This window comes from Lysobacter sp. HA35 (assembly GCF_054061195.1).
Window position 1 is genome coordinate 2900617 of sequence record NZ_JBSSDY010000001.1, and the last position, 19154, is coordinate 2919770.

Below are 19154 nucleotides of genomic sequence, written 5' to 3' on the forward strand. Positions count from 1 at the left end.
ATAGGCGGCTCGCCTGCCTCGTGGCCGGCGGTTCCTATACACCGAGATTCCTATGCCGAGCGTCAAAGTCCGCGAAAACGAGCCTTTCGAGTTTGCCCTGCGCCGCTTCAAGCGCACCTGCGAGAAGGCTGGCGTGCTCGCTGAAACGCGCAAGCGCGAGTTCTACGAAAAGCCGACGCAGGAGCGCAAGCGCAAGGCGGCTGCGGCCGTGAAGCGTCAGTCGCGCCGTTCGTCGCGCGACGTGACCAAGCGCCAGCGCATGTACTGATCCGCGACGCCGGTTCGCCGGCGCGCGTTGATGCAGCACAAGAAAGCCGACCACGCCCTGCGTGGCCGGCTTTTCTGCGTTCGGATCTCAGGCGGACGAGGCCAGTTGGGTTGCGTGCCTTACTAAAAAAAACCCGACGCTCCCATCGGACGCGCTGGGGTAGTCACCGCGCACGCCTGACCGCTAGTGGTTGTTTGGGCTCGACGATGCCGGCGCCGGCTTGGCTGAGGCCGCATCAGGCTTGCCCGGCTTCCCCGCCTCGCGCGGACGCTGCGGGAAATCCGCCGCGAGTTCGGCGTCCATCCGAACCGGGCGCGCCCAGCGGTCGTAGGTCGCGACGATGTCGCGCTTGAGCGCGTGCAGGCCGGGCGATCCCTGCGTCAGGCCCAGCTGCTTCGCAAGCGCATCCCAGCCCGGCGGCGGATCCTTGGCGCGCAGGTCGGCGACGCTTCGGCAGGGCTGGCCCGATTGCTGCGCGAGGCTGCACGCGTAGTAGACATCGCCCGGCGTCCAACCCGGGCGCGCCAGCAGTTCCTGCACGAGTTCCCGCGGCGCGCGGTGGTAGCGGGCCATCTCGTCGACGAAGGCATCGCGGTACGTGGCCGCGTAGCTGTCGATGTCGACCAGGCGCGCATCGATCCATGCGTCGCCGGTATGACGATCACCGGCGGATGCCGCCTGCGCGAACGCCCCGCCGGAAGCGAGCAGGCCGGCGATCAGCAATGCGGCGGTGCGAAGACGGGTCATGGCGTGGGCTCGGTGCGGTCGGCGTCGATCATGCGCGTGGTGGTGTCGCAGTGCCAGCGACATGCGAAAAAGCCACGGCCGTGAGGCCGTGGCTTCCGGAGCACATCTGCAGGAACGGATCAGCGACCGTAATAACCCTTCTGGTCATAGCGCGGGTCGTAGTACTCGGCCTTGCACTTGCCGTTCTTGTTGCACTTCACGCGCTGCGCCTGTTGCGTCTGACGGTAGTAGCCGTTGGCGCGGCCATACGGCTGCGCAGTGCGGTAGCCGGTGTTGTAGTACGAATTGTTGTAGTTGCCGTTGTTGTAGTAGTTGCTGTTGTAGCCGTTGTTGTACGCGTTGTTATTGACGACGCGGTAGTACACCGGGCGTCCGTAGGCATCCTGGCGCACGATCAGGCGGTCGTCGGCGCTGTAGTTGCCGCCGCTGTAATACGGCTGGCCACCACGGAACGCGACGTCGGCGATGTTGACGATCATCTGCGTGAGCTGATCCATCGACTGCGCCTTGGCCGGGGCCGGCGCGAGCGATGCGACGCCAAGCGTGGCGGCGAGGACGGCAGGTGCGACCCAGCGGGTAAGAGCCATGGAATCCTCCATTCGCCCCGCACCGTGCGGGACATGGGTCGACCATGCGCCCCCCGGAATGAATCCCTATTTAATTTCGACGTAGGCTGCGGATCGGCTCAGCTCACGTTGTCTTTGCGGTCATCGCGCGTTCGATCTCGTCGAGCACGTCGAAGAGGCCAGCGGCATTCTCGAGCGAACGCACGCGTGATACATCGGCGACATTCGCTTCGCGCTCGTGCACCCAAGTGAGGTGATACGGGATGTGCACTCCGTGGCCGCCGAGTTCGACGACCGGCGCGATGTCCGAACGCATCGCGTTGCCGACCATCACGAAGTCGCGCGCGTCGATGCCGAATTCCTCGAGCAGACGCGCGTAGGTGCCGACATCCTTCTCACTGACGATCTCGATGCGATGGAACAGGTCGGCGAGACCCGAGTCGCGCACCTTCGCTTCCTGGTGGAACAGGTCGCCCTTGGTGATCAGCACCACCGGCCATCGCGATGCGACGCGCTCGACCGCTTCGCGAATGCCCGGCAGCAGCTCGACCGGATGCCGCAGCATGGACTGCGCGAGTTGCACGATGCGATGGATGTCGGCGGCGGCGATGCGTGCGTCGGTGATCTCGATAGCGGTTTCGATCATCGACAGCGCCATGCCTTTCACGCCGTAGCCGAACACCGCGATGTTGCGTTTCTCGACCGCGTACAAGCGCTGGTGCAACGCATCGCCGCGCAGTTCGACATACGGCGCGACGATTGCTTCGAACGTCGCCTGCGCCTGCGCGAAATAGTCTTCGCTTCGCCACAGCGTGTCGTCGCCGTCGAAGCCGATCATCTTCAGTGTCATGCGCGGATTATTGCAGACAGCCCCTCACGCCTCGTGTACCCGGCGCGCGCCACGCTGCCGCGATCCGGCACGTCCGCAACAGCGTGCACATGAGGAGTCGCGATGAAGACCCGCCACGTCTACAGCACCACCGACCTCGACATGACGCGCGCCGCGATGAACGCCGCGCGCAATGCGGGCATCGGCGAGGAATGCCTGATGCTCGTCGCGCGCTCGGACATCGAGCTCGACGCCATCTCGAACGATCACAAGGAAGCCGACAGCGACGCGGTCCCCGGTGCCATCAAGGGCATGGTCGCCGGCGGCGCGACCGGCCTGCTGCTCGGGCTCGCTGCGATGGTGTTTCCGCCGGTCGGCATCACGCTGGCAGGCGCCGGCATCGCTGCGCTGGCGGGCGCGGGCATTGGCGGTTTCTCGTCCGCGCTGTTCGGTTCCGGCCTGCCGGATCCGGTGCGTCAGAAATTCCACGACGAGATCGCGGCCGGACGCATCCTCCTGGTCACCGACAGCGACCTGCCGACCCACCAGGCTGCACGACCGGCGATCGAGGCGACCGGCGCGACGCTGCTGCCGTTCGAGCAGTCGACCAGCACGCTGCGCTGATCAGACGCTGCAGGCGCGCAATAGAACGTTGACCAGGATGGTCAGCACGACGGAGATGATGAGGCTCGGCAGGCAGCCGACAAGACGGACGCGGGCGGGCATGCATGACCTTGGCGATGGACGGGCCGCGATGCTCCGGTGCGCGTCGTGAATGCGTCGTCGCACCGGATGCGCGGGCGAACACTTCCGCGTGCGTTCTATCGGCGCGATCCGCGCATCGTCGCGGTCGAGCTGCTCAACAAGGTGCTGGTGCGCGACGACGGCCGTCGCGGCCGCATCGTCGAAACCGAAGCCTATTGCGGCGCCGAGGACCCGGCGGCGCACAGCTATCGCGGCCCGACTCCGCGCACCCGCACCATGTTCGGCCCGCCGGGGCGGCTGTATGTCTACTTCACCTACGGCATGCACTGGTGTTGCAACCCGGTCTGCGGCGGGGACGGTGAAGGCGTCGCGGTATTGATCCGTGCGCTCGAGCCGCTCGACGGACTGGAGCTGATGCGTGCCGCACGACCCGCGGCGAAGCGTGACGTCGATCTCTGTCGCGGCCCGGCGCGCCTGTGCGCTGCGTTCGATATTTCCGGAGCGCAGGACGGCGTCGACCTCGTCACCGGCGATGGCGGACTGAGAATCGTGGACGACGGCACACCTCCGCCCGAACAGCCCGTAAACGGCGGCCGTATCGGCATCCGTCACGCCGTGGATGCACCGTGGCGGTGGTACGTTCCTTGCAGCCCGTTCGTCTCGAAAGCCTGAAACCCGTCACGGCCGACCGTTCAAGTCAGGAACGCGCCCGGCCGATAGAACGTTAGGGAGGACCGCCTCCCGCTAGGCATGGCCGGAGGCGGCCGGAGATGGACTCGATGGGAACGGCATTGAACGCGATGAGGATGGAACGAGCACCGGCGGCGGAGCGGCAGCGCATCGGGCGCGCGCTTGGCGGTCTGCTCGATGCGTCCGACATCTCGGATTTCGCCGAGCGCGTCCAGTCGTATCTCGCCGACGAAGGCTTCGAGCGCGTCGCCGTCGTCTGGCGCACCGCGGGCAGCGATCTGCGCGGCACGTCGGAAGCCTGCCTGCTCGACGGCGATCTCGAACTCGCCCGCTCGGCGCGCAGCAGCGACGACTGGGCGGTCGACCCGACGCGCAGTCGCATTGCCGCCTGCATCGAAGTGCAGGACAGCGGCGATGCGATCGGGGTGGTGCTGGACGGCCAGCCGCATATGCGTGCGCAGGTGCGTGAGCAGTGCGAACTGCTAGCGCCGGTCGCACGCGCAGTGTTCGAGAAGAACCGGCTCACCGAATCGATGCGTGCGCTCGAGCGCTCCGAGCAGTTGCAGTCCGCGCTGTTCCAGATCGCCGACATGGCGAGCTCGGAAATGGACCTCGAGGACATGCTGCGCGCGCTGCATGCGATCGTCGGCCGTTTCATGTACGCCGAGAATTTCTACATCGCACTGTACGACGACACGCGCGACGCGATCCGCTTCATCTACCTGGTCGACACCGAAGACACGATCACGCGCCCGCCGAACGAGTTCATCTCGATGGACGTGCTGGAGCGCGGCCTGACCTGGTACGTGATCCGCGACAGGCATCCGCTGATGGGGTCGATGGCGGAGATGCGCAAGCAGATCTCCGGGCCGATGCGCGACATCGGCATGGACGCGTATGACTGGCTGGGCGTGCCGATCCTGGTCGGTAACAGCGTTCGCGGCGTGCTCGTCGTGCAGAGCTACATCGAGCGCCCGCGCTACACGCCGGCCGACCAGGCGCTGCTGGCTTACGTCGGCAGCCACATCCTCACCGCGCTCGATCGCAAGCTGCAGCAGGAAGAGCTCGAGCGTCGCGTCGAAGAGCGCACGCACGAGCTCACGCTTGAGGTGCATGAGCGCCAGCGCAGCGTGCGCATCCAGGAAACCCTGTACCGCATCGCCGAGCTGTCGCATACGGCAACGAACCTCGACGAGTTCCACGCCGCGGTGCACCGCATCGTCGGCGAGTTCCTCGATGCGCGTAACTTCTACATCGCACTGATTTCCGACGACGGCAACACGCTGCACTTCCCATATTTCGTCGATCAGTACGGCAACAAGGCGGCCAGTCGACCGGTCGGCCGCGGCGTATCCGAATATGCGATGCGCTACGGCAAGCCGCTACTGCTGGACATGACCGAGCCGGAGACGATCGAACACATCCGCGACCTGCAGCGTCGCGGCGAGCTCAATGTCATCGGCAAGGAGTCCGTCGCGTGGCTCGGTGTGCCGCTGGTGCTTGGCGATCGCGTCATGGGCCTGCTCGCGGTGCAGAGCTACACGCCGGGCGTGGGTTACACCGATCGTGATCGCGAACTGCTGACTTTCATCAGCTACCAGATCGCGAACGGCCTGGAGCGTCAGCGTGCCGCGGCCGAGCTCAAGAACGCATACGCCGACCTGGAGCGCCGCGTTGCCGAGCGCACCGTCGAGCTGTCCGAACAGATCGAGGTACGCGAACAGATCGAACAGCGCCTCAAGCACGAAGTGCTGCACGACTCGCTGACCGGCCTGCCCAACCGCGCCTACCTGCGCGACCAGCTGGTTCGCGCACTCGCACATCGCGAACGTGATCCGCACTACCGCTTCGCCGTGTTGTTCATGGATCTCGACCGCTTCAAGGTCATCAACGACTCCGTAGGGCATCTGGTCGGCGACGCGCTGCTCAAGGAAGTCGCACGCCGCTTCAGCAAGTGCGTGCGCGGCGGCCGCGACATGGTCGCGCGTCTGGGCGGTGACGAGTTCGCGATCCTGATGGAAGTCGATTCGCCGGAAACGGCGATGCGCATGGGTCAGCGCGTGATCGATGCGCTGAAGGAGCCGGTGCGGGTCGAAGGCAAGGAGTTGTTCTCCGGCGTCAGCGTCGGTATCACGCTGAGCAGCCCGCACTACACGTCGCCGGAAGACCTGCTGCGCGACGCCGACATCGCGATGTATCGCGCGAAGGCCGGCGGTCGTCACCGCATCGAGGTCTTCGACGAACAGCTGCACGAACAGGCGCTGCAGCTGCTCGAGGTCGAAAGCGACCTGCGCCGCGCGATCACGCGCCAGGAATTCGAACCATACTTCCAGCCGATCGTGCGCCTCGTTGATGGCGCGGTGGTCGGTTACGAAGCGCTGATCCGCTGGAACCATCCGGACCGCGGCGTGCTTGCACCGGCCGCATTCCTGCACGTCGCCGATGCGAGCGGCAGCATGGAAGCGATCGACTGGCAGATGTTCGAGCGCACGCTGGATCGCATCCCGCAACTGCTCAAGCCCGGTCAGTACGTCAACCTCAACTTCTCGCCGCGCCACTTCCGTTCGCAGGAACTCGACCAGCGCTTCCTGCAGCTCGTCGATGCCAAGGGCGTGTCGCCGTCGCAGGTGCGCATCGAAGTCACCGAGGGCGCGCTGCTCGAGAATCCCGAGCAGATTGGCCTCGTCTTCAATCGCCTGCGCGAGAAGGGCGTGCTGATCGCGCTCGACGACTTCGGCACCGGCTATTCGTCGCTGAGCTACCTGCACCGCTTCAAGCTGCACACGGTGAAGATCGATCGCTCGTTCATCAGCGACCTGCAGATCGAGGAAGAGGGCGGCAGCACCGCGGTCGTCCGCGCGATCCTCGCGTTGTCGCGTGCGCAGCGCCTGGAAGTGGTGGCCGAGGGCATCGAGACCGAGGCGCAGCGACAGGCGCTGATGGTGCTCGGCTGCGAACTCGGACAGGGCTACTTCTTCGCGAAGCCGGCGTCGCTGGGATCCATCCTCGCATCGCGCGGCCAGTGAAGTTCACGACAGGCCCGCACCACGCGGGCCAGTGCATCACCCGGCACGCCGGTACGCACCGCGCGACCACCGCCGAATAGCGTGAACGACTTCGCGACCAGCATGCGATCGAGGATCGGCGCGTCCAGAGCGATCTTCGACCGATAGCCGCCGGCAGCCGAGCGCTCCAGCGGATATTCCATGCCGATGCCGTCGGCGATCAGGCTGACCTGTTGCAGGTCGGACGGCAGCACCGAACCGTCGATGCGCAGCAGCACGCGCGGATCGCCGTGGTCGCATTGCAAGGTAATGCCCGAATCCCCGGGCGGGATCCGCCAGGCGGCCTGCGCGCCGACGCCATCGCCGCGCGCCTGCCAGTGCCCGACGGTCTGCGACGCAGGCGGGTTCGCAAACGCCGCGAACGCGCATACGAACGCCGCCAGCGCGAAGGCCAGTCGAATGGGTCGGGCAGTGGAATGTGACGCACGTCTCATTAGCGTTGCTAACCTACCGTCCGGCCGTGGGCAGCGCGTGCATGGCGCGCGGATTTCCGACCGGCGGCGTTATGCGGGGCTCACCGCCCCATGGCTCCTGGCTAACGCGCGGGGCGACAGGATCGTGGACACACGAGGAGGTCGCCATGAGCAAAAACACCCACGAGAAGCACCTGCGCGACGCCGGTCGCTCCAATCCGCCGCCTGGCCCGGACGATCTGGGCGGTCGCACACATGCGCTGCGCGCCGGCAAGGACGGCCCGACCCAGCGCAAGTCCGTGCAACCCCACGAATCGCCGACGCGCGATGCCGGCCGCGACGACCGCCGCGACGGCAGCGACAGCAACCCGAGCTGAGGAGACCAGCATGCGAACCGACCCCGCCGACCGCCGCGCTACCCAGGAATCCGGCCGCAAGGACGAGGCGCGCGATCTCGATCGCCACGGTCAGAAGGTCTCGCCCGCGAACCAGCCTGAGACGCAGGCCGAGGACGACGCGGCGGGGCTCGATCGCACGCGCTCGCGCGATCCCGGCTTCGGCCGCGGCCACCACTGACCGCATGGCGATGAGCCGCGCCTACGTGGCGCAGGAACCCACGCGCGATGCGGTCGATGCCATGCGCGGCGAGGTGCTTCTGGAATTCGGCGCGCCGTGGTGCCCGCACTGCCTCGCCGCCGAACCGCTGGTGGAGCATGTGCTGTCGACCCACGGCGACGTCGCGCATCTGCGTATCGAGGACGGCCGCGGTCGTCCACTGGGCCGCTCGTTCCGCGTGAAGCTTTGGCCGACATTCGTGCTGATGCGCGACGGCGTGGAGTACGCACGCGCCGTGCGGCCGCGATCATCGCGCGAGGTCGAAGCGCTGTTCGACGAGTGATCGAACGCCAAAACGAGATCAGCGGCGCGACACATCCCGCGGTACTCGGGTCGACATATCGAACACGCAGCACATGCGCGGTCGTCGCGTCCATTACCGCCGCCTGACTCGCGATACCCCGAGTCAGTTTCCAGCGGGGTGGCGTTGCCTAGATTCGGGGCGTCTTTCCCCGAACGAGTTCGCCATGAACCTCATCCGTTCCCTCGCCGTCACCGCCCTCCTTTCCGCCGCCGTTGCCGCGCCCGCCGTGCAGGCGCAGCCGCGCTGCCACGACCGCGTCGTCTATCACAAGAAGCCCGTGCAGGATCCGCATCGCGTGACCGGCACCGTGCTCGGCGCCGCGCTCGGTGGCCTGGTCGGTCACCAGATCGGTGGCGGCACCGGCAAGGATCTCGCGACGGTCGGTGGCGCGGTCGCCGGCGGCGTGGCGGGTCACAAGATCCAGCGTCATCGCCAGGACCGCACCTACAAGGAAGTCGTCCGCGTCTGCGATTGACCGATACGTTGTGTCCGCGGCGACGGCATGATGCCGTCGCCGCGTGCGTAAACTGCGCAGCCCACGCACGACCTGCTGCCGATGAGCGCCTATTCCGAGATCGCCGACGCCATCGTCGACCATGCCGACGCGATTGCACGCCTCGATGCGCGCCGCCTCGACGAGGCTGCGTTCGAAGCGTCCGTCGACGAACACGTGCACGCGATCCGCGTGCTCGCCGTCTCCCACATCGACCCACGTGCGGACCGTGCCTTCTTCAAGGCGATCAAGGCCGCGACGCTGCGCGTGGCCGGCGTGTTCGTGCATATCCCGGACGGCATCATCGAGTTCATCGTCGACACCGCGCGCGGACAGCGGCGCTTCGACCTGTGGAACGCCAAGGAACTGCGCGAGGGCGGGCCCGGTTGAGGCTCAGCGCGGCGCGTCGTTGATGCACCTGCAGGCGGTCTCGCAGCGGTCGCGTCGGCCTTCGACCACGCGCACCGGTGCCGGAAACAGTTCGCCGACGTGCAGTTCGCAGGTGAAGTAGGGATCGCCGTCGCTGTTCTTACCTTCGACCACTTCCGCTCGCGGCCGATCGCGCGCCGCGAAACGATGTTCGACCGCGCGAAAAGGAAATCGGTGGCGCACCAGTAGGCCGCCGTCGTCGAACAACTGTACGCGCGTACAGGGCTGACGCGACGCAACGATCGCCAGCGCGACGCCCGCGATCCAGAACGCGGTGAAGATCGCGGCGATCAAGAATGGCGACCGCAGCGACGGCGAACCGTCGCGCAGCAGCACCCACGTCATCACCAGCAGCATCGCGTTCCATACGACGGTCATGACCCACATGAACGCGGCGGTGCGATTGCGGTAGGTCATTGGTGCCGTCGCGAGCGCCTTGCGCGTCAAAGCAGGTGTCGCAACGCGGGCAGGTACTTCTCGCTCGATCCGGTATTCACTGCGACCACGCGCTCGCCGTGGCACACCAGTCCGCGATCGAGCAGTTGCGGCAACGCCGCAAGACAGGCCGCGCCTTCCGGGCTGATCCAGTCGTGCGTGCGTCGCCACGTGGTGGACAGCTCATTCGCGATGTCCGCTTCGTCGACCGCGATCGCCGCGCCACCGCTCGCGCGGATGATCTGCAGCACGCGGAAATGGCCGACGCCACCGGGCACGTTGAGACCCGTCGCGAGCGTCTGTCCCGCATCGACGACGGTCGTGTCGTCCGCACCCGCATCGAACGCGCGCACCAGAGGGGCGGTCACCGCGCTCTGCACGCACAGCATGCGCGGGCGTCGCGAATCGATCAGGCCGAGCGCTTCGAGTTCGTCCCAGGCCTTCCACATACCGAGCACGCCGGTGCCGCCGCCGGTGGGATAGATCACCGCGTCGGGCAACGGCCAGCGCGTGTCACCCGGCGCGGGTTCGGCAAGTTCGAGCCCAAGCGATTTCTTCCCTTCGATGCGCCAGCCCGGTTCCTGGAACGTGGCGACCGAGAAGTAGCCCTGCGGGATGTAGTGCTCTTTGAGGAACGCGCCGGCTTCGCGGATCGTCGGGCCGACGAGTTCGAGCGTCACGCGATCGGGCCAGCGACGCGCAGCTGCGGCGACGCTGCCGAGAATTGGCATCGGTGTGTCGTCGGGCATTGCGACGGCCACCGTCAGCCCACCAGCCAGCGCATAACGCACGAGCGAATCGCCGGCATTGCCCTGGGTTGGCACTGCCAATTTCGTAAGCCCGAGACGACGCGCCTGCGCGGCGACCATCGCCATGCCGCGGTCCTTGAAACTCTGCGTCGGGTTCGCGCCGTAGCCTGTGTGTGCCTTGCCTTCGTCCTTTAGTTGCAATCGCAGGCCCGCGGCGGCTGCAACGGGATGCGATGCGTAATCGAGCAATGGCGTTGCGCCTTCGCCGAGCGGTACGAGATGCGCGGCATCGACGGGATCGTTCGCGTCCAGAGCCATCAGTGCGCCGAAGCGCCACATATCGCGACGTTGCGGTCGATACCACGCCGCATTCGGTTGCTCGGCCGCGAGGCGTTCGAGATCCAGCACCATCTCGACCGGCCGCCCATCGACCGGATCGAGGTTCATCGGCACGTCGGCGGAATACTCCACGCCGGACGCAATGCCGCGGACGCAACGCACGTAGCTCATGGATGGACGCTCAGGGATCGATGCGTCCGTATCGCAGGACGGCGCGCGGATTTCAACCGCAGTGCCCGATCAGGCGATCACGGCGCCACGCTCGGCCAGCAGCTCGCGCAGCAGCGAGCGATGGCAGCGCGACTCGTCGGCGCAATAACAGCCAACGGAGAAATCGGTTGTGTGCGACAGCGCGGCGAGCGTGTCCAGCACGTGGCGCGCCTCGCCCTTCGACATCTCGCTGCGGTAGCGGCGCGCGAACCGCGTCAATTCGGCCGGCGTCGTCGCAGAGAGCGCGAGCGCGACGGTCTCGGGCTGCGGCGCGAGCGTCGGCAACCACACGTCGTAGAAATCGCGCGACGCGAAGTCTTCCTTGCGAACGCCGCGCGGCGGGCGACGTACGGTGCCCAGACGAGTGCCTTCGTTTGGCAGTCGCGGTGTACCGAGGCGGACGATGTGGACGGCCATGGCGCGCTCCGGAACGTGATGCGCGATGCTCGCGCGCCGCGTCCCGGAGGCGCAAGCGGGCGTCAGGCGGCGCGACGCAGTTCGCGCGTGGGACGCGGTGCACGGCGGCGGTCGATGCCGACGTAGTTGCGGGTGATGACGGTGGGCATGCGGAACACGCGTGCACGTCGACGCATGCGTGCGTCGTCGTCGAGGTGTTCGCGATGCAGCGCATCGCCGGTGAGCAGCGAGAGAGCAAGCACCAGCGCGATCGTCAGCACGGTGCCGAGCAGCATGAAGGCGGACATGGCGATGGAACGGATGCGTGCCGGGTCGGCACCCTTATTCCGATGCGTGCGAAGCGCGAAAAGTTGCAATGAATCGGGCGACTAGGTCGTCAGTCATGCAAGCGACGCTAGTCAGGCCGCTCGACGCGGCGAATCGCGTTGCCGGCTGCGTTCCTGCAGCACGCGACCGCCCGGGAACGCGACCGCCGCACGCAAACCGGCGACGGTGGATGCATTGCGCACGCCACGTCGCGCGACGTTGAGCACGTGCTGCAGCATCTCGCGCCGCGGCACTTCGCCTTCCTCGCGCACCAGCGAAAGGCGGTGCAACGAATACAGTCCGACGATCGCGGAAATCAGGAAGAAGAACTGCCACCAGCCGATCGACAGCGTCACAAGGTCGAGTGCGCCATCGGGCGAACGCCAGTTGACGGAGAAACGCAGCTGTCGCTTTTCGAAGAAGCTCGCGAACAGGCCGCCAAGCAGGGGCGCGACGCCCGCGGCAAGTGCAGTCACCAGCGCATTCGTCGCGATGTAGGCCGTTGCGCGCCCGCGCGGCGCGAGCTTGAGCCCGATCGCGCTGGACGCGAGCGCGACGCCCGCGGACGTCATGCCCATCAGCACGTGCAGCGTGGTGAGGTAGGCGATGGTCCAGCCCGGCGGACCGATCTGCCCGGCCAGCGCCATCGCGCCGATGCAGGCGATGAACGCAGGCGCTGCGACGCCGAGCACCGTCTTGTTCGCGAACCGATCCGACAACCGGCCCCATGCGCGCAGCACGATGATGTTGGCGACCTGGCTGACGATGCTCATCACCAGCACGAAGCCGGCCGACAGCCCGAGCTGGCGGATCATGTAGACGCTGAAGAATGGCGCGGCGAGGTTGACCGCGAACTGCCACGACGCGAAGAAACGGATCAGCCGACGGAAGCCGGCGTCATGCAGCGGCTCCATCAACATGCGACCGAGGCCTCGACCCGGCACTGGTGCCGGCATCGGCGGTTCGGGCACGCGCGACAGATGCCACGTGCTCACCAGGCTCGACAGGAAGCCGATGCCGTACAGCGCGGCAAACGCGAGCGGGCTACCACCGCCGCGCCCGCTGGGGTCGCCGAACTGCAGCGCGCCTGCTGCTGCTGCCGTGCCCGCAATACCGAGCGCGGTCGCCCAGATCGTGCGGCGCGCGAAGAACACGCCGAGCTTGGAGTCGGGAATGAGATCGCGGATCCACGAGTTCCATGCGCAACCCGCGACGGCATTGAACGCGCAGTGCACGGTTTCGCCGAGCACGAGCAGCACCAGCGCGACATTGCGATTCGGCAGGAAGCCGAGCATCGCCATCAGCGGCAGCGCCAGCCGTGCGACGAACAGCCCGATGATCGCGACACGACGCCGAGAGCGCACGCGCTCCAGCAGCGCGACCGCCGGCGCCTGCAGCAGCTGCGTGAGGAACGGAATCGCCGCGAGCACGCCGATAACCGTCGACGATGCACCCAGCATCAGTGCGTACGCGACCAGCACCACGCCGCTGTTGAGCGTGCCGACGATGGTCGCGAACGCGGCGTCGAACATCAGCCGCCGGCCGCCTTCGCGCAGCTCGCTTCGGGGCATCTCGGTGGACGGGGACAGTCCGGGCATCGTCGCGTCGGCGGTCGCGGTTCTGCTAGCGGAACAGGCGACCCGTGACGGTTGGATCGGCCGCTTGCGTCACGTCGTCTGCGCGCGATGAATCAGCGCGATACCGACGATTAGCATCGCCGCGCCCCAAGCGAGGAACACGTAGTCCCAGATCGACAGGCCGAGCACTTCGACCACGTGGTGGATCTGCAACAGCAGGTGATCGATCACGCCTTCAACCAGGTTGAACACGCCCCAGCCCGCGAGTAGTGCGCCGACGAACAGTCGCGTGGACAGCAGCGCATCGCGGCGCCGACAGGCTCGCCACAACAACGCGATGCCCGCCGCGGTGAGCAACCACACACCGGCGTGGAAGAACCCGTCCCAGACCATGTTGATCTTGGCGCCAACCAGTACGTCGTTCGGAATGCGCGCCGACAGCATGTTGTGCAGCTGCAGGATCTGATGAAAGACGATGCCATCGACGAAGCCGCCCATGCCCATGCCAATCGCAAGACCCGCGGCGCGCACCGGAGCGGGGGAACGGCGCGTCATTGCGAAGGGTCCGGATGTCGGCGGTCGCGTGCCGCCAGCGCGATAACGGCTACGAGCAGGAGCAAGGGAAGCGCGACCGCCGTGGCATGCGCCGCGAAGCCATGGTGCAACACGTGATCGCGCACTAGCCGCGCGGTCGGGCTGTGGCATAGCGTGCAGGCGTCAGCACGAAACGCGACGCCCGCGAGCATCACAAAAAAGGCGAGGGCGGCAGGATGCAGTCGCATGCGTAACGCTCGTCGAACCTGCGCGAAACGCTAGGGGCGCGACCGCGGACGATGCGTGACAGCGGCACGTCTTCATCCGCACGCGACGGCCGGTCGGGTTTTCCTATGTCGATGAGACCGCGCTATATCGCCGCCCGGCGCCCCGACGGCAGCCCCTCGCTGCACCTCACCGCACGCCAGTTGCGGCGCATGCGCACGCGCTTCCAGCGCCTTGCCGTGTTGATGGCCACGACCCTACTGACTGCGGCCTGCGTGATCCGCTAGCGCACGACGACCCGCGGACGGACTAGCATCGGCCGATCTTCCCGCCGGTGCCCGCGATGTCGACTCCCGCCTTCGAAACGCACGAAGTCGCCAACCAGCCTCCGGAGTTCGCACCGCGCGACCTGCATGCGGACGACATCGCCCTGCGCGAGGCGCTGCATCGCGAAGGCGCGGCCGCGTTCGACGCTGAGATTGCCGCCTACGGCGCGCTCGCCGGCGACACGCTCTACACGCTCGGCTTCGACGCCAACCGCGATCGCCCGCGGCTGCGCACGCACGACGCGCGCGGCCGGCGCATCGATCGCGTCGAGTTCCATCCCGCATATCACGGCCTGATGGACGCCGCGATCGCTCACGGCGTCGCCGGGCTGTCCTGGCATGACGGCGGACCCGGCGCGCACGTCGCGCGCGCGGCGCTGAGCTACCTGCAACACCAGGCCGACGCCGGCACCAGTTGTCCGCTGACGATGACCCACGCCGCGGTGCCGGTGCTGCGTCGCGAACCGGCGCTGCGCGAATGGGCCGACAAAGCCGCCGCGCCGCATTACGACCCGCGCGAAGTGCCGATCGCCGACAAGCGCGGCGTCACCCTCGGCATGGGCATGACCGAGAAGCAGGGCGGCAGCGACGTGCGCACGAACGCGACGGTGGCGACACCGCAGGCCGACGGCCGCTATGCATTGGTCGGTCACAAGTGGTTCTTCTCCGCGCCGATGTCCGATGGCTTCCTTGTGCTCGCACAGGCGCCGGGCGGGCTGAGCTGTTTCCTGATGCCACGCCGGCTCGACGATGGCGACAAGAACGCGTTCCGGCTCATGCGGCTGAAGGACAAGCTGGGCGACTGGAGCAACGCCTCGTCGGAAGTGGAGTTCACCGGCGCGCTTGCGTGCCGCGTCGGCGCGGAAGGTCGCGGCGTGGCGACCATCCTCGAGATGGTGATGCTGACGCGGCTGGACTGCATGCTCGGCGCCGCGGCGCAAATGCGCATGGCGCTGGCGCAGGCGATGCACCACGCGCGGCATCGCGTCGCCTTCGGCGCGCGGCTGGTCGAGCAACCGCTGATGCGCAACGTGCTCGCGGATATCGCGCTGGAGGTCGAAGCCGCGATCGCGCTGTCGATGCGGGTCGCACGTGCAGTCGACAGCGCGCCGAACGATGCCGACGAGGCCGCATTTGCGCGTATCGCCACGGCGATCGGCAAGTTCTGGCTGTGCAAGCGCGCACCGGTCGCGGTGAACGAAGCGCAGGAATGCCTGGGTGGCGCGGGCTACATCGAGGAATCGATCCTTCCGCGGCTGTACCGGCAGGCGCCGCTCAATTCGATCTGGGAAGGCAGCGGCAACATCCAGTGCCTGGACGTGCTGCGTGCGTTGTCACGCGAGCCGGCGGCGCGCGATGCACTGTTCGCGGAACTCGACGCCGCGCGCGGTCACGACGATGGCTACGACGCTGCGGTCGAGGCGCTTCTGCAGACGCTGCGCAATGGACAGGCAGCCGAATCGCAGGCACGTCGCGTGGTCGAATCGCTCGCCCTCGCGTTGCAAGCCAGCGTATTGCTTCGCGCGAACTCGCCGGTTGCGCAGATGTTCGTCGCGACGCGGCTCGCCGAACCGCATCGGCTCGCCTTCGGCACGCTCGACGATGCGCGTATCGACCTCGGCATCGCGATCGATCGCGTGCTGCCGCCCTGATCAGTTCGTTCGCGGTGCCCAGGCCATCAGCACCGCGCCACCGGCGATCATCGCGATCGCGATCCACTCGCGCAGCGACGGCCGCTCACCGAGCACCGCCGTCGCGAACAGCGCGACCAGCACCACGCTGAGCTTGTCGACCGGCGCCACCTGCGAGGCGTGGCCCAGTTGGAGTGCGCGGAAGTAGCAGACCCACGACGCGCCGGTCGCCAGCGCCGACAGCGTGAGGAACAGCAGCGTGCGTGGCGGCAGTGCGCGCGGATCGCTCCACTTGCCGGTGAACGCGACGAACGCAGCGAGCACGGCGACGATCACGAACGTGCGTAAAAGTGTCGCGAAGTCCGAGTCGACGCCCTGCAGGCCGATCTTGGCGCAGATCGCGGTCATCGCCGCGAAGGTGGCGGAGAGCAGGGCCCAGAGCAGCCATCCGGAAGTGGTCGGCATGTTCGTCATCCCAAAGAAGGCGTTCGCAGACTAGCCGGCCGCAGCGGGCGGCGGCGTGTCGGCGCCGTCGCGCACGCGGGTCATGCGCTCGCGCCAGACTTCGGCCGTCTGAGGTTTGACGAACAGCGCGACCACCTCCGGGTGCGCGGCCTGCACGCCCGATTCGATGCGCCGGATGCACTGCTCGATACGCGGCGTGTCGAGGTGGTCGTGGAAGTCGGCGCTCAGCGCAGCGATCACCGTATCCGGCCCGAACTGCTGGGTGATGACGCCATTCGCGCAACGCACGTCGGGGTCGTGCTTCGCGATGCGCAGGATGTCCTCGCGCACGCTGCGTCCCGCGCTTTCGCCGAGCAGCAGCGCCTTGGTCTCGCGTGCGAGCAGGCCGGCGGTGATCGCGAGGATCAGGCCGATCACGATCGACGCGCCGCCGTCGAAGCGCGGATCGCCGGTGAGCTGGGCGAGTGCGATGCCGGCAAGTGCGACGGCCAGGCCGGCAAGCGCAGCGGTGTCCTCGAACAGTACGGTGAAGGTGGTCGGGTCCTTGCTCTGCCGGAAGGCCTGGAACCAGCCGAGCGCGCCCTTGTCGCGACGGAACTGCCGGATGGCGACGATCCAGGAATAGCCTTCGAACAGGATCGACGCGCCGAGCACCAGGTAATTCACCAGCGGCCGCACCATCGGCTCGGGATTGCGCAGGTGGCGCACGCCCTCGTACACCGACACGCCGGCGCCAAGCGCGAACACCAGCAGCGCAACGATGAAAGCCCAGAAGTAGAGTTCGCGGCCGTGGCCGAACGGATGGGCTTCGTCCGGTGCGCGATTCGCGCGGCGCATGCCATGCAGCATCAGCACTTCGTTCGCGCAGTCGACCAGCGAATGCACGCCCTCGCTGAGCATCGCCGAACTGCCGGTGATGGCCGCGGCGACGAACTTGGTGACCGCCACCGCGACGTTGCCCAGCAACGCGGCGATGACGACCTTGTGGCCGGAAGACGCCATCGAAGCATCGCGGAGGTCGGGCGGCCGATGCTGGGTGCCGGGCCGTGAACCGGTCGTCGTGCTGGTGACTGCAGTCCGTTTTCTCTTTGGTCAGCGCGCAGACGGGTTTACGGCCGTTTGTCGTCGGCACGCTCACACGAGGGCGCACAGGCTGTGTTTCCGATCGCATGTGCGATCCCCGCCAACAGGAGAGAACGATGAGCGCGCCGAAGAAACCCGCGTCCGAGAACCCGCACATGATCCGCGCCACCAACAAGGGCCAGATCGACACGCAGGCCCAGCGCGAAGCGCAGCTTGCGCACAAGGACAACCAGGCCGACCAGTCCGAAGGTGCGAAGGCCGAAGGCCAGCCCACCGCCATGCACGGCAAGGGCGCCGGCTTCAGCCGCAACATGCACTGAGCGGTACCGACACGGACGTCGGGCGCGCGCACGGTCGCGCGCTCGGCGTCATGCAGGCGATGCGCCATCGCATGAATGCGTTCGGGTGCGCATGACATTGTCGCGATGCGCACGTAACACGCGCGATGCAACGGTCGCCTGTCCCGGCACGAGGAGACATCATGAGTACGACCGGCAACGACAAGTCGTCCAATCCGATTTCCCGCGCGTTCTCGCGCATCTTCCATCACGACGACGAACACGCGGCGACATCGCAGCCTGCAGCCACGCCGCATCCGACACAGAACACGCAGCAGGTGACGCCGCGCGTCGCGGGCGCACCGGCACCGACCGTGCAGCAGCACGCCGCAACGCAACCGCAGGCGAACACGCAGACGATGGCGCCGCCGACACCGCATCCCACGCCATCGGCAACGGTATCGCCGACGCCCACGGCCACGCAGCGCACCTACACCGTGCAGCAGGGCGATTCGCTGTCGAAGATCGCGGAGCACATCTACGGCGACGCCAATCGCTGGCAGCTGATCTACAACGCGAACCGCGAACACGTCAGCGATCCTGACCGCATCTATCCCGGCCAGGTATTGATGCTGCCGGACGCGCCTTCCGTGCATTGATTGACGCGTGCGCATCACGACGGAGCCGGGCAGTGCCCGGCTTCTTCGCATCCGGGCGCGGTACGCAAGCGGCTGTTAGCATCGCCGCGCCGGCCGGGGAGCCGGTGCAACGGCCGCGATGCGGCCTCACCAGGGGATGAACTCGATGAAGAACGGATTCGTGGCCGTCGCGGCCGCACTGCTGCTCGTCGCCGGCGCCGCGCAGGCGAAGGGCGCCGTCGCCAAGACCGAAACGGCGATGTACGAAGGCAAGGATCAGAAGGCGGCCGCGAAGGCGCTGCTCGATGCGGCCATGTCGCAGACCGAAGGCGGCAGCTGGGAGCGCATCGGCGTCGGCCGCGTGCTGTACCTCGGCGGCCAGAAGGCCGACGCGCAGGCGATCTTCGACCAGGTGCTGGCCGGCAAGCACGATGCCGGCGACGTCTACCGCATTGCGCGCGTCTACGCCGAAGCGCACGACTGGGCGAAGGCCAAGCCGCTGTTCGACCAGTTCCTCGCGATGGGCGACTACGACGAGAAGGAACTGTCGGAGATCGGCGCGTTCTACATGCTCAACGGCGACCGCGCCGCCGGCGAGAACTACTTCCGGCAGGCGATCGCGCGCGATCCCAAGAGCACCTGGGCGTCGATGCGGATGGCCGGTGCGTATCTGGGTGTCGAACCGCAGCCGTAAGCGGCCGCGATGCGTCGAGAAGGCCGGCCTCGTGCCGGTCTTTCTTTGCGGAATATCGCCAGCGTTGCTGAACGCGACAGCCGCTGCGGTTCGTCGGATCAAGAACCCGGCGACGCTGCCGAT

Annotated in this window: 25 protein-coding genes; 13 read left to right on the forward strand and 12 right to left on the reverse strand. The window is 67.2% G+C overall.

Annotated features, from left to right (window positions below):
- The first annotated feature begins 52 nt into the window (after nucleotides 1-52).
- The gene (gene rpsU, locus ACVWZN_RS14075) at nucleotides 53-268 is read left to right on the forward strand and encodes a 30S ribosomal protein S21 (RefSeq protein WP_027084036.1); all 216 of its coding nucleotides are present in this window, start codon (nucleotides 53-55) and stop codon (nucleotides 266-268) included.
- Nucleotides 269-451: 183 nt separating this feature from the next.
- On the opposite strand, the gene ACVWZN_RS14080 is transcribed toward rpsU, so the two are convergent.
- The 3 genes from ACVWZN_RS14080 to ACVWZN_RS14090 all read right to left on the reverse strand — a co-directional run bounded on the left by ACVWZN_RS14080 (nucleotide 452) and on the right by ACVWZN_RS14090 (nucleotide 2431).
- Nucleotides 452-1015 carry a hypothetical protein gene (locus ACVWZN_RS14080; RefSeq protein ID WP_456954359.1) on the reverse strand — a complete coding sequence of 188 codons (564 nt, stop codon included), beginning with the start codon at nucleotides 1013-1015 and terminating at the stop codon, nucleotides 452-454.
- Between the two features lie 119 nt (nucleotides 1016-1134).
- Nucleotides 1135-1602, reverse strand: a complete 468-nt coding sequence (locus ACVWZN_RS14085; protein WP_456954360.1) for a hypothetical protein — start codon at nucleotides 1600-1602, stop codon at nucleotides 1135-1137.
- A 103-nt stretch (nucleotides 1603-1705) separates the two neighbouring features.
- Nucleotides 1706-2431 carry an HAD family hydrolase gene (locus ACVWZN_RS14090; protein ID WP_456954361.1) on the reverse strand — a complete coding sequence of 242 codons (726 nt, stop codon included), beginning with the start codon at nucleotides 2429-2431 and terminating at the stop codon, nucleotides 1706-1708.
- Nucleotides 2432-2533: 102 nt separating this feature from the next.
- On the opposite strand from ACVWZN_RS14090, the gene ACVWZN_RS14095 reads away from it, so the two are divergent.
- The 3 genes from ACVWZN_RS14095 to ACVWZN_RS14105 all read left to right on the forward strand — a co-directional run bounded on the left by ACVWZN_RS14095 (nucleotide 2534) and on the right by ACVWZN_RS14105 (nucleotide 6831).
- On the forward strand, nucleotides 2534-3034 hold the full coding sequence (locus ACVWZN_RS14095) for a hypothetical protein (protein WP_456954362.1): 501 nt from the start codon (nucleotides 2534-2536) through the stop codon (nucleotides 3032-3034).
- Between the two features lie 168 nt (nucleotides 3035-3202).
- Nucleotides 3203-3787: a DNA-3-methyladenine glycosylase gene (locus ACVWZN_RS14100; protein WP_456954778.1), complete on the forward strand. Its 585-nt coding sequence runs from the start codon at nucleotides 3203-3205 to the stop codon at nucleotides 3785-3787.
- A gap of 134 nt (nucleotides 3788-3921) precedes the next feature.
- Nucleotides 3922-6831 carry a bifunctional diguanylate cyclase/phosphodiesterase gene (locus ACVWZN_RS14105; protein ID WP_456954363.1) on the forward strand — a complete coding sequence of 970 codons (2910 nt, stop codon included), beginning with the start codon at nucleotides 3922-3924 and terminating at the stop codon, nucleotides 6829-6831.
- Here the strand turns inward: ACVWZN_RS14105 and ACVWZN_RS14110 are convergent.
- Entirely contained in the window at nucleotides 6774-7304 is a 531-nt protein-coding gene (locus ACVWZN_RS14110; protein WP_456954364.1) for a hypothetical protein, read from the reverse strand. The two genes, ACVWZN_RS14105 and ACVWZN_RS14110, sit on opposite strands and share 58 nt — an antisense overlap.
- A gap of 146 nt (nucleotides 7305-7450) precedes the next feature.
- On the opposite strand from ACVWZN_RS14110, the gene ACVWZN_RS14115 reads away from it, so the two are divergent.
- The 5 genes from ACVWZN_RS14115 to ACVWZN_RS14135 all read left to right on the forward strand — a co-directional run bounded on the left by ACVWZN_RS14115 (nucleotide 7451) and on the right by ACVWZN_RS14135 (nucleotide 9085).
- On the forward strand, nucleotides 7451-7660 hold the full coding sequence (locus ACVWZN_RS14115; RefSeq protein WP_456954365.1) for a hypothetical protein: 210 nt from the start codon (nucleotides 7451-7453) through the stop codon (nucleotides 7658-7660).
- 10 nt (nucleotides 7661-7670) lie between these two features.
- Nucleotides 7671-7859 carry a hypothetical protein gene (locus ACVWZN_RS14120; RefSeq protein WP_456954366.1) on the forward strand — a complete coding sequence of 63 codons (189 nt, stop codon included), beginning with the start codon at nucleotides 7671-7673 and terminating at the stop codon, nucleotides 7857-7859.
- A 4-nt stretch (nucleotides 7860-7863) separates the two neighbouring features.
- Nucleotides 7864-8181, forward strand: coding sequence for a thioredoxin family protein (locus ACVWZN_RS14125; protein ID WP_456954367.1), 318 nt, complete (start codon nucleotides 7864-7866; stop codon nucleotides 8179-8181).
- 184 nt (nucleotides 8182-8365) lie between these two features.
- A complete protein-coding gene (locus tag ACVWZN_RS14130) occupies nucleotides 8366-8677 on the forward strand; it encodes a glycine zipper 2TM domain-containing protein (RefSeq protein WP_051235605.1) in 312 nt (103 codons plus the stop codon).
- 81 nt (nucleotides 8678-8758) lie between these two features.
- Nucleotides 8759-9085, forward strand: coding sequence for a hypothetical protein (locus tag ACVWZN_RS14135; RefSeq protein ID WP_456954368.1), 327 nt, complete (start codon nucleotides 8759-8761; stop codon nucleotides 9083-9085).
- A gap of 3 nt (nucleotides 9086-9088) precedes the next feature.
- Here the strand turns inward: ACVWZN_RS14135 and ACVWZN_RS14140 are convergent, their stop codons facing one another.
- The 6 genes from ACVWZN_RS14140 to ACVWZN_RS14165 form a co-directional block, all read right to left on the reverse strand.
- Nucleotides 9089-9541 carry a hypothetical protein gene (locus ACVWZN_RS14140; protein WP_456954369.1) on the reverse strand — a complete coding sequence of 151 codons (453 nt, stop codon included), beginning with the start codon at nucleotides 9539-9541 and terminating at the stop codon, nucleotides 9089-9091.
- A gap of 26 nt (nucleotides 9542-9567) precedes the next feature.
- On the reverse strand, nucleotides 9568-10818 hold the full coding sequence (locus ACVWZN_RS14145; protein ID WP_456954370.1) for a threonine synthase: 1251 nt from the start codon (nucleotides 10816-10818) through the stop codon (nucleotides 9568-9570).
- Nucleotides 10819-10887: 69 nt separating this feature from the next.
- Nucleotides 10888-11274 carry a DUF488 domain-containing protein gene (locus tag ACVWZN_RS14150; RefSeq protein ID WP_456954371.1) on the reverse strand — a complete coding sequence of 129 codons (387 nt, stop codon included), beginning with the start codon at nucleotides 11272-11274 and terminating at the stop codon, nucleotides 10888-10890.
- A gap of 62 nt (nucleotides 11275-11336) precedes the next feature.
- Nucleotides 11337-11561 carry a hypothetical protein gene (locus ACVWZN_RS14155; RefSeq protein WP_027084024.1) on the reverse strand — a complete coding sequence of 75 codons (225 nt, stop codon included), beginning with the start codon at nucleotides 11559-11561 and terminating at the stop codon, nucleotides 11337-11339.
- A 111-nt stretch (nucleotides 11562-11672) separates the two neighbouring features.
- Nucleotides 11673-13178, reverse strand: a complete 1506-nt coding sequence (locus ACVWZN_RS14160) for an MFS transporter (RefSeq protein WP_456954372.1) — start codon at nucleotides 13176-13178, stop codon at nucleotides 11673-11675.
- 69 nt (nucleotides 13179-13247) lie between these two features.
- Nucleotides 13248-13712, reverse strand: a complete 465-nt coding sequence (locus tag ACVWZN_RS14165) for a DUF2243 domain-containing protein (RefSeq protein WP_456954373.1) — start codon at nucleotides 13710-13712, stop codon at nucleotides 13248-13250.
- A gap of 547 nt (nucleotides 13713-14259) precedes the next feature.
- On the opposite strand from ACVWZN_RS14165, the gene ACVWZN_RS14170 reads away from it, so the two are divergent.
- Nucleotides 14260-15894 (forward strand): acyl-CoA dehydrogenase family protein, encoded by a 1635-nt coding sequence (locus ACVWZN_RS14170; protein WP_456954374.1) that lies wholly within the window; start codon nucleotides 14260-14262, stop codon nucleotides 15892-15894.
- Here ACVWZN_RS14170 and ACVWZN_RS14175 read toward each other — a convergent pair whose 3' ends face one another.
- A complete protein-coding gene (locus tag ACVWZN_RS14175) occupies nucleotides 15895-16338 on the reverse strand; it encodes an EamA family transporter (protein WP_027084020.1) in 444 nt (147 codons plus the stop codon).
- Nucleotides 16339-16368: 30 nt separating this feature from the next.
- Nucleotides 16369-17340, reverse strand: coding sequence for a cation diffusion facilitator family transporter (locus ACVWZN_RS14180; protein WP_456954375.1), 972 nt, complete (start codon nucleotides 17338-17340; stop codon nucleotides 16369-16371).
- A gap of 197 nt (nucleotides 17341-17537) precedes the next feature.
- Here ACVWZN_RS14180 and ACVWZN_RS14185 point away from each other — a divergent pair, with 197 nt between their 5' ends.
- From ACVWZN_RS14185 to ACVWZN_RS14195, 3 genes are all read left to right on the forward strand, one after another.
- Nucleotides 17538-17741 (forward strand): hypothetical protein, encoded by a 204-nt coding sequence (locus ACVWZN_RS14185; RefSeq protein ID WP_027084018.1) that lies wholly within the window; start codon nucleotides 17538-17540, stop codon nucleotides 17739-17741.
- A 161-nt stretch (nucleotides 17742-17902) separates the two neighbouring features.
- Nucleotides 17903-18358 (forward strand): LysM peptidoglycan-binding domain-containing protein, encoded by a 456-nt coding sequence (locus ACVWZN_RS14190; protein WP_456954376.1) that lies wholly within the window; start codon nucleotides 17903-17905, stop codon nucleotides 18356-18358.
- 145 nt (nucleotides 18359-18503) lie between these two features.
- The gene (locus ACVWZN_RS14195) at nucleotides 18504-19031 is read left to right on the forward strand and encodes a tetratricopeptide repeat protein (RefSeq protein WP_456954377.1); all 528 of its coding nucleotides are present in this window, start codon (nucleotides 18504-18506) and stop codon (nucleotides 19029-19031) included.
- Nucleotides 19032-19154 lie beyond the last annotated feature (123 nt).

What these genes read in the sequence shown, in the direction of transcription:
- rpsU (WP_027084036.1), top strand. Translation starts at nt 53, where the DNA reads ATGCCGAGCGTCAAAGTCCGCGAAAACGAGCCTTTCGAGTTTGCCCTG.
- ACVWZN_RS14080 (WP_456954359.1), bottom strand. Translation starts at nt 1,015, where the DNA reads ATGACCCGTCTTCGCACCGCCGCATTGCTGATCGCCGGCCTGCTCGCT.
- ACVWZN_RS14085 (WP_456954360.1), bottom strand. Translation starts at nt 1,602, where the DNA reads ATGGCTCTTACCCGCTGGGTCGCACCTGCCGTCCTCGCCGCCACGCTT.
- ACVWZN_RS14090 (WP_456954361.1), bottom strand. Translation starts at nt 2,431, where the DNA reads ATGACACTGAAGATGATCGGCTTCGACGGCGACGACACGCTGTGGCGA.
- ACVWZN_RS14095 (WP_456954362.1), top strand. Translation starts at nt 2,534, where the DNA reads ATGAAGACCCGCCACGTCTACAGCACCACCGACCTCGACATGACGCGC.
- ACVWZN_RS14100 (WP_456954778.1), top strand. Translation starts at nt 3,203, where the DNA reads ATGCGCGGGCGAACACTTCCGCGTGCGTTCTATCGGCGCGATCCGCGC.
- ACVWZN_RS14105 (WP_456954363.1), top strand. Translation starts at nt 3,922, where the DNA reads ATGGAACGAGCACCGGCGGCGGAGCGGCAGCGCATCGGGCGCGCGCTT.
- ACVWZN_RS14110 (WP_456954364.1), bottom strand. Translation starts at nt 7,304, where the DNA reads ATGAGACGTGCGTCACATTCCACTGCCCGACCCATTCGACTGGCCTTC.
- ACVWZN_RS14115 (WP_456954365.1), top strand. Translation starts at nt 7,451, where the DNA reads ATGAGCAAAAACACCCACGAGAAGCACCTGCGCGACGCCGGTCGCTCC.
- ACVWZN_RS14120 (WP_456954366.1), top strand. Translation starts at nt 7,671, where the DNA reads ATGCGAACCGACCCCGCCGACCGCCGCGCTACCCAGGAATCCGGCCGC.
- ACVWZN_RS14125 (WP_456954367.1), top strand. Translation starts at nt 7,864, where the DNA reads ATGGCGATGAGCCGCGCCTACGTGGCGCAGGAACCCACGCGCGATGCG.
- ACVWZN_RS14130 (WP_051235605.1), top strand. Translation starts at nt 8,366, where the DNA reads ATGAACCTCATCCGTTCCCTCGCCGTCACCGCCCTCCTTTCCGCCGCC.
- ACVWZN_RS14135 (WP_456954368.1), top strand. Translation starts at nt 8,759, where the DNA reads ATGAGCGCCTATTCCGAGATCGCCGACGCCATCGTCGACCATGCCGAC.
- ACVWZN_RS14140 (WP_456954369.1), bottom strand. Translation starts at nt 9,541, where the DNA reads ATGACCTACCGCAATCGCACCGCCGCGTTCATGTGGGTCATGACCGTC.
- ACVWZN_RS14145 (WP_456954370.1), bottom strand. Translation starts at nt 10,818, where the DNA reads ATGAGCTACGTGCGTTGCGTCCGCGGCATTGCGTCCGGCGTGGAGTAT.
- ACVWZN_RS14150 (WP_456954371.1), bottom strand. Translation starts at nt 11,274, where the DNA reads ATGGCCGTCCACATCGTCCGCCTCGGTACACCGCGACTGCCAAACGAA.
- ACVWZN_RS14155 (WP_027084024.1), bottom strand. Translation starts at nt 11,561, where the DNA reads ATGTCCGCCTTCATGCTGCTCGGCACCGTGCTGACGATCGCGCTGGTG.
- ACVWZN_RS14160 (WP_456954372.1), bottom strand. Translation starts at nt 13,178, where the DNA reads ATGCCCGGACTGTCCCCGTCCACCGAGATGCCCCGAAGCGAGCTGCGC.
- ACVWZN_RS14165 (WP_456954373.1), bottom strand. Translation starts at nt 13,712, where the DNA reads ATGACGCGCCGTTCCCCCGCTCCGGTGCGCGCCGCGGGTCTTGCGATT.
- ACVWZN_RS14170 (WP_456954374.1), top strand. Translation starts at nt 14,260, where the DNA reads ATGTCGACTCCCGCCTTCGAAACGCACGAAGTCGCCAACCAGCCTCCG.
- ACVWZN_RS14175 (WP_027084020.1), bottom strand. Translation starts at nt 16,338, where the DNA reads ATGCCGACCACTTCCGGATGGCTGCTCTGGGCCCTGCTCTCCGCCACC.
- ACVWZN_RS14180 (WP_456954375.1), bottom strand. Translation starts at nt 17,340, where the DNA reads ATGGCGTCTTCCGGCCACAAGGTCGTCATCGCCGCGTTGCTGGGCAAC.
- ACVWZN_RS14185 (WP_027084018.1), top strand. Translation starts at nt 17,538, where the DNA reads ATGAGCGCGCCGAAGAAACCCGCGTCCGAGAACCCGCACATGATCCGC.
- ACVWZN_RS14190 (WP_456954376.1), top strand. Translation starts at nt 17,903, where the DNA reads ATGAGTACGACCGGCAACGACAAGTCGTCCAATCCGATTTCCCGCGCG.
- ACVWZN_RS14195 (WP_456954377.1), top strand. Translation starts at nt 18,504, where the DNA reads ATGAAGAACGGATTCGTGGCCGTCGCGGCCGCACTGCTGCTCGTCGCC.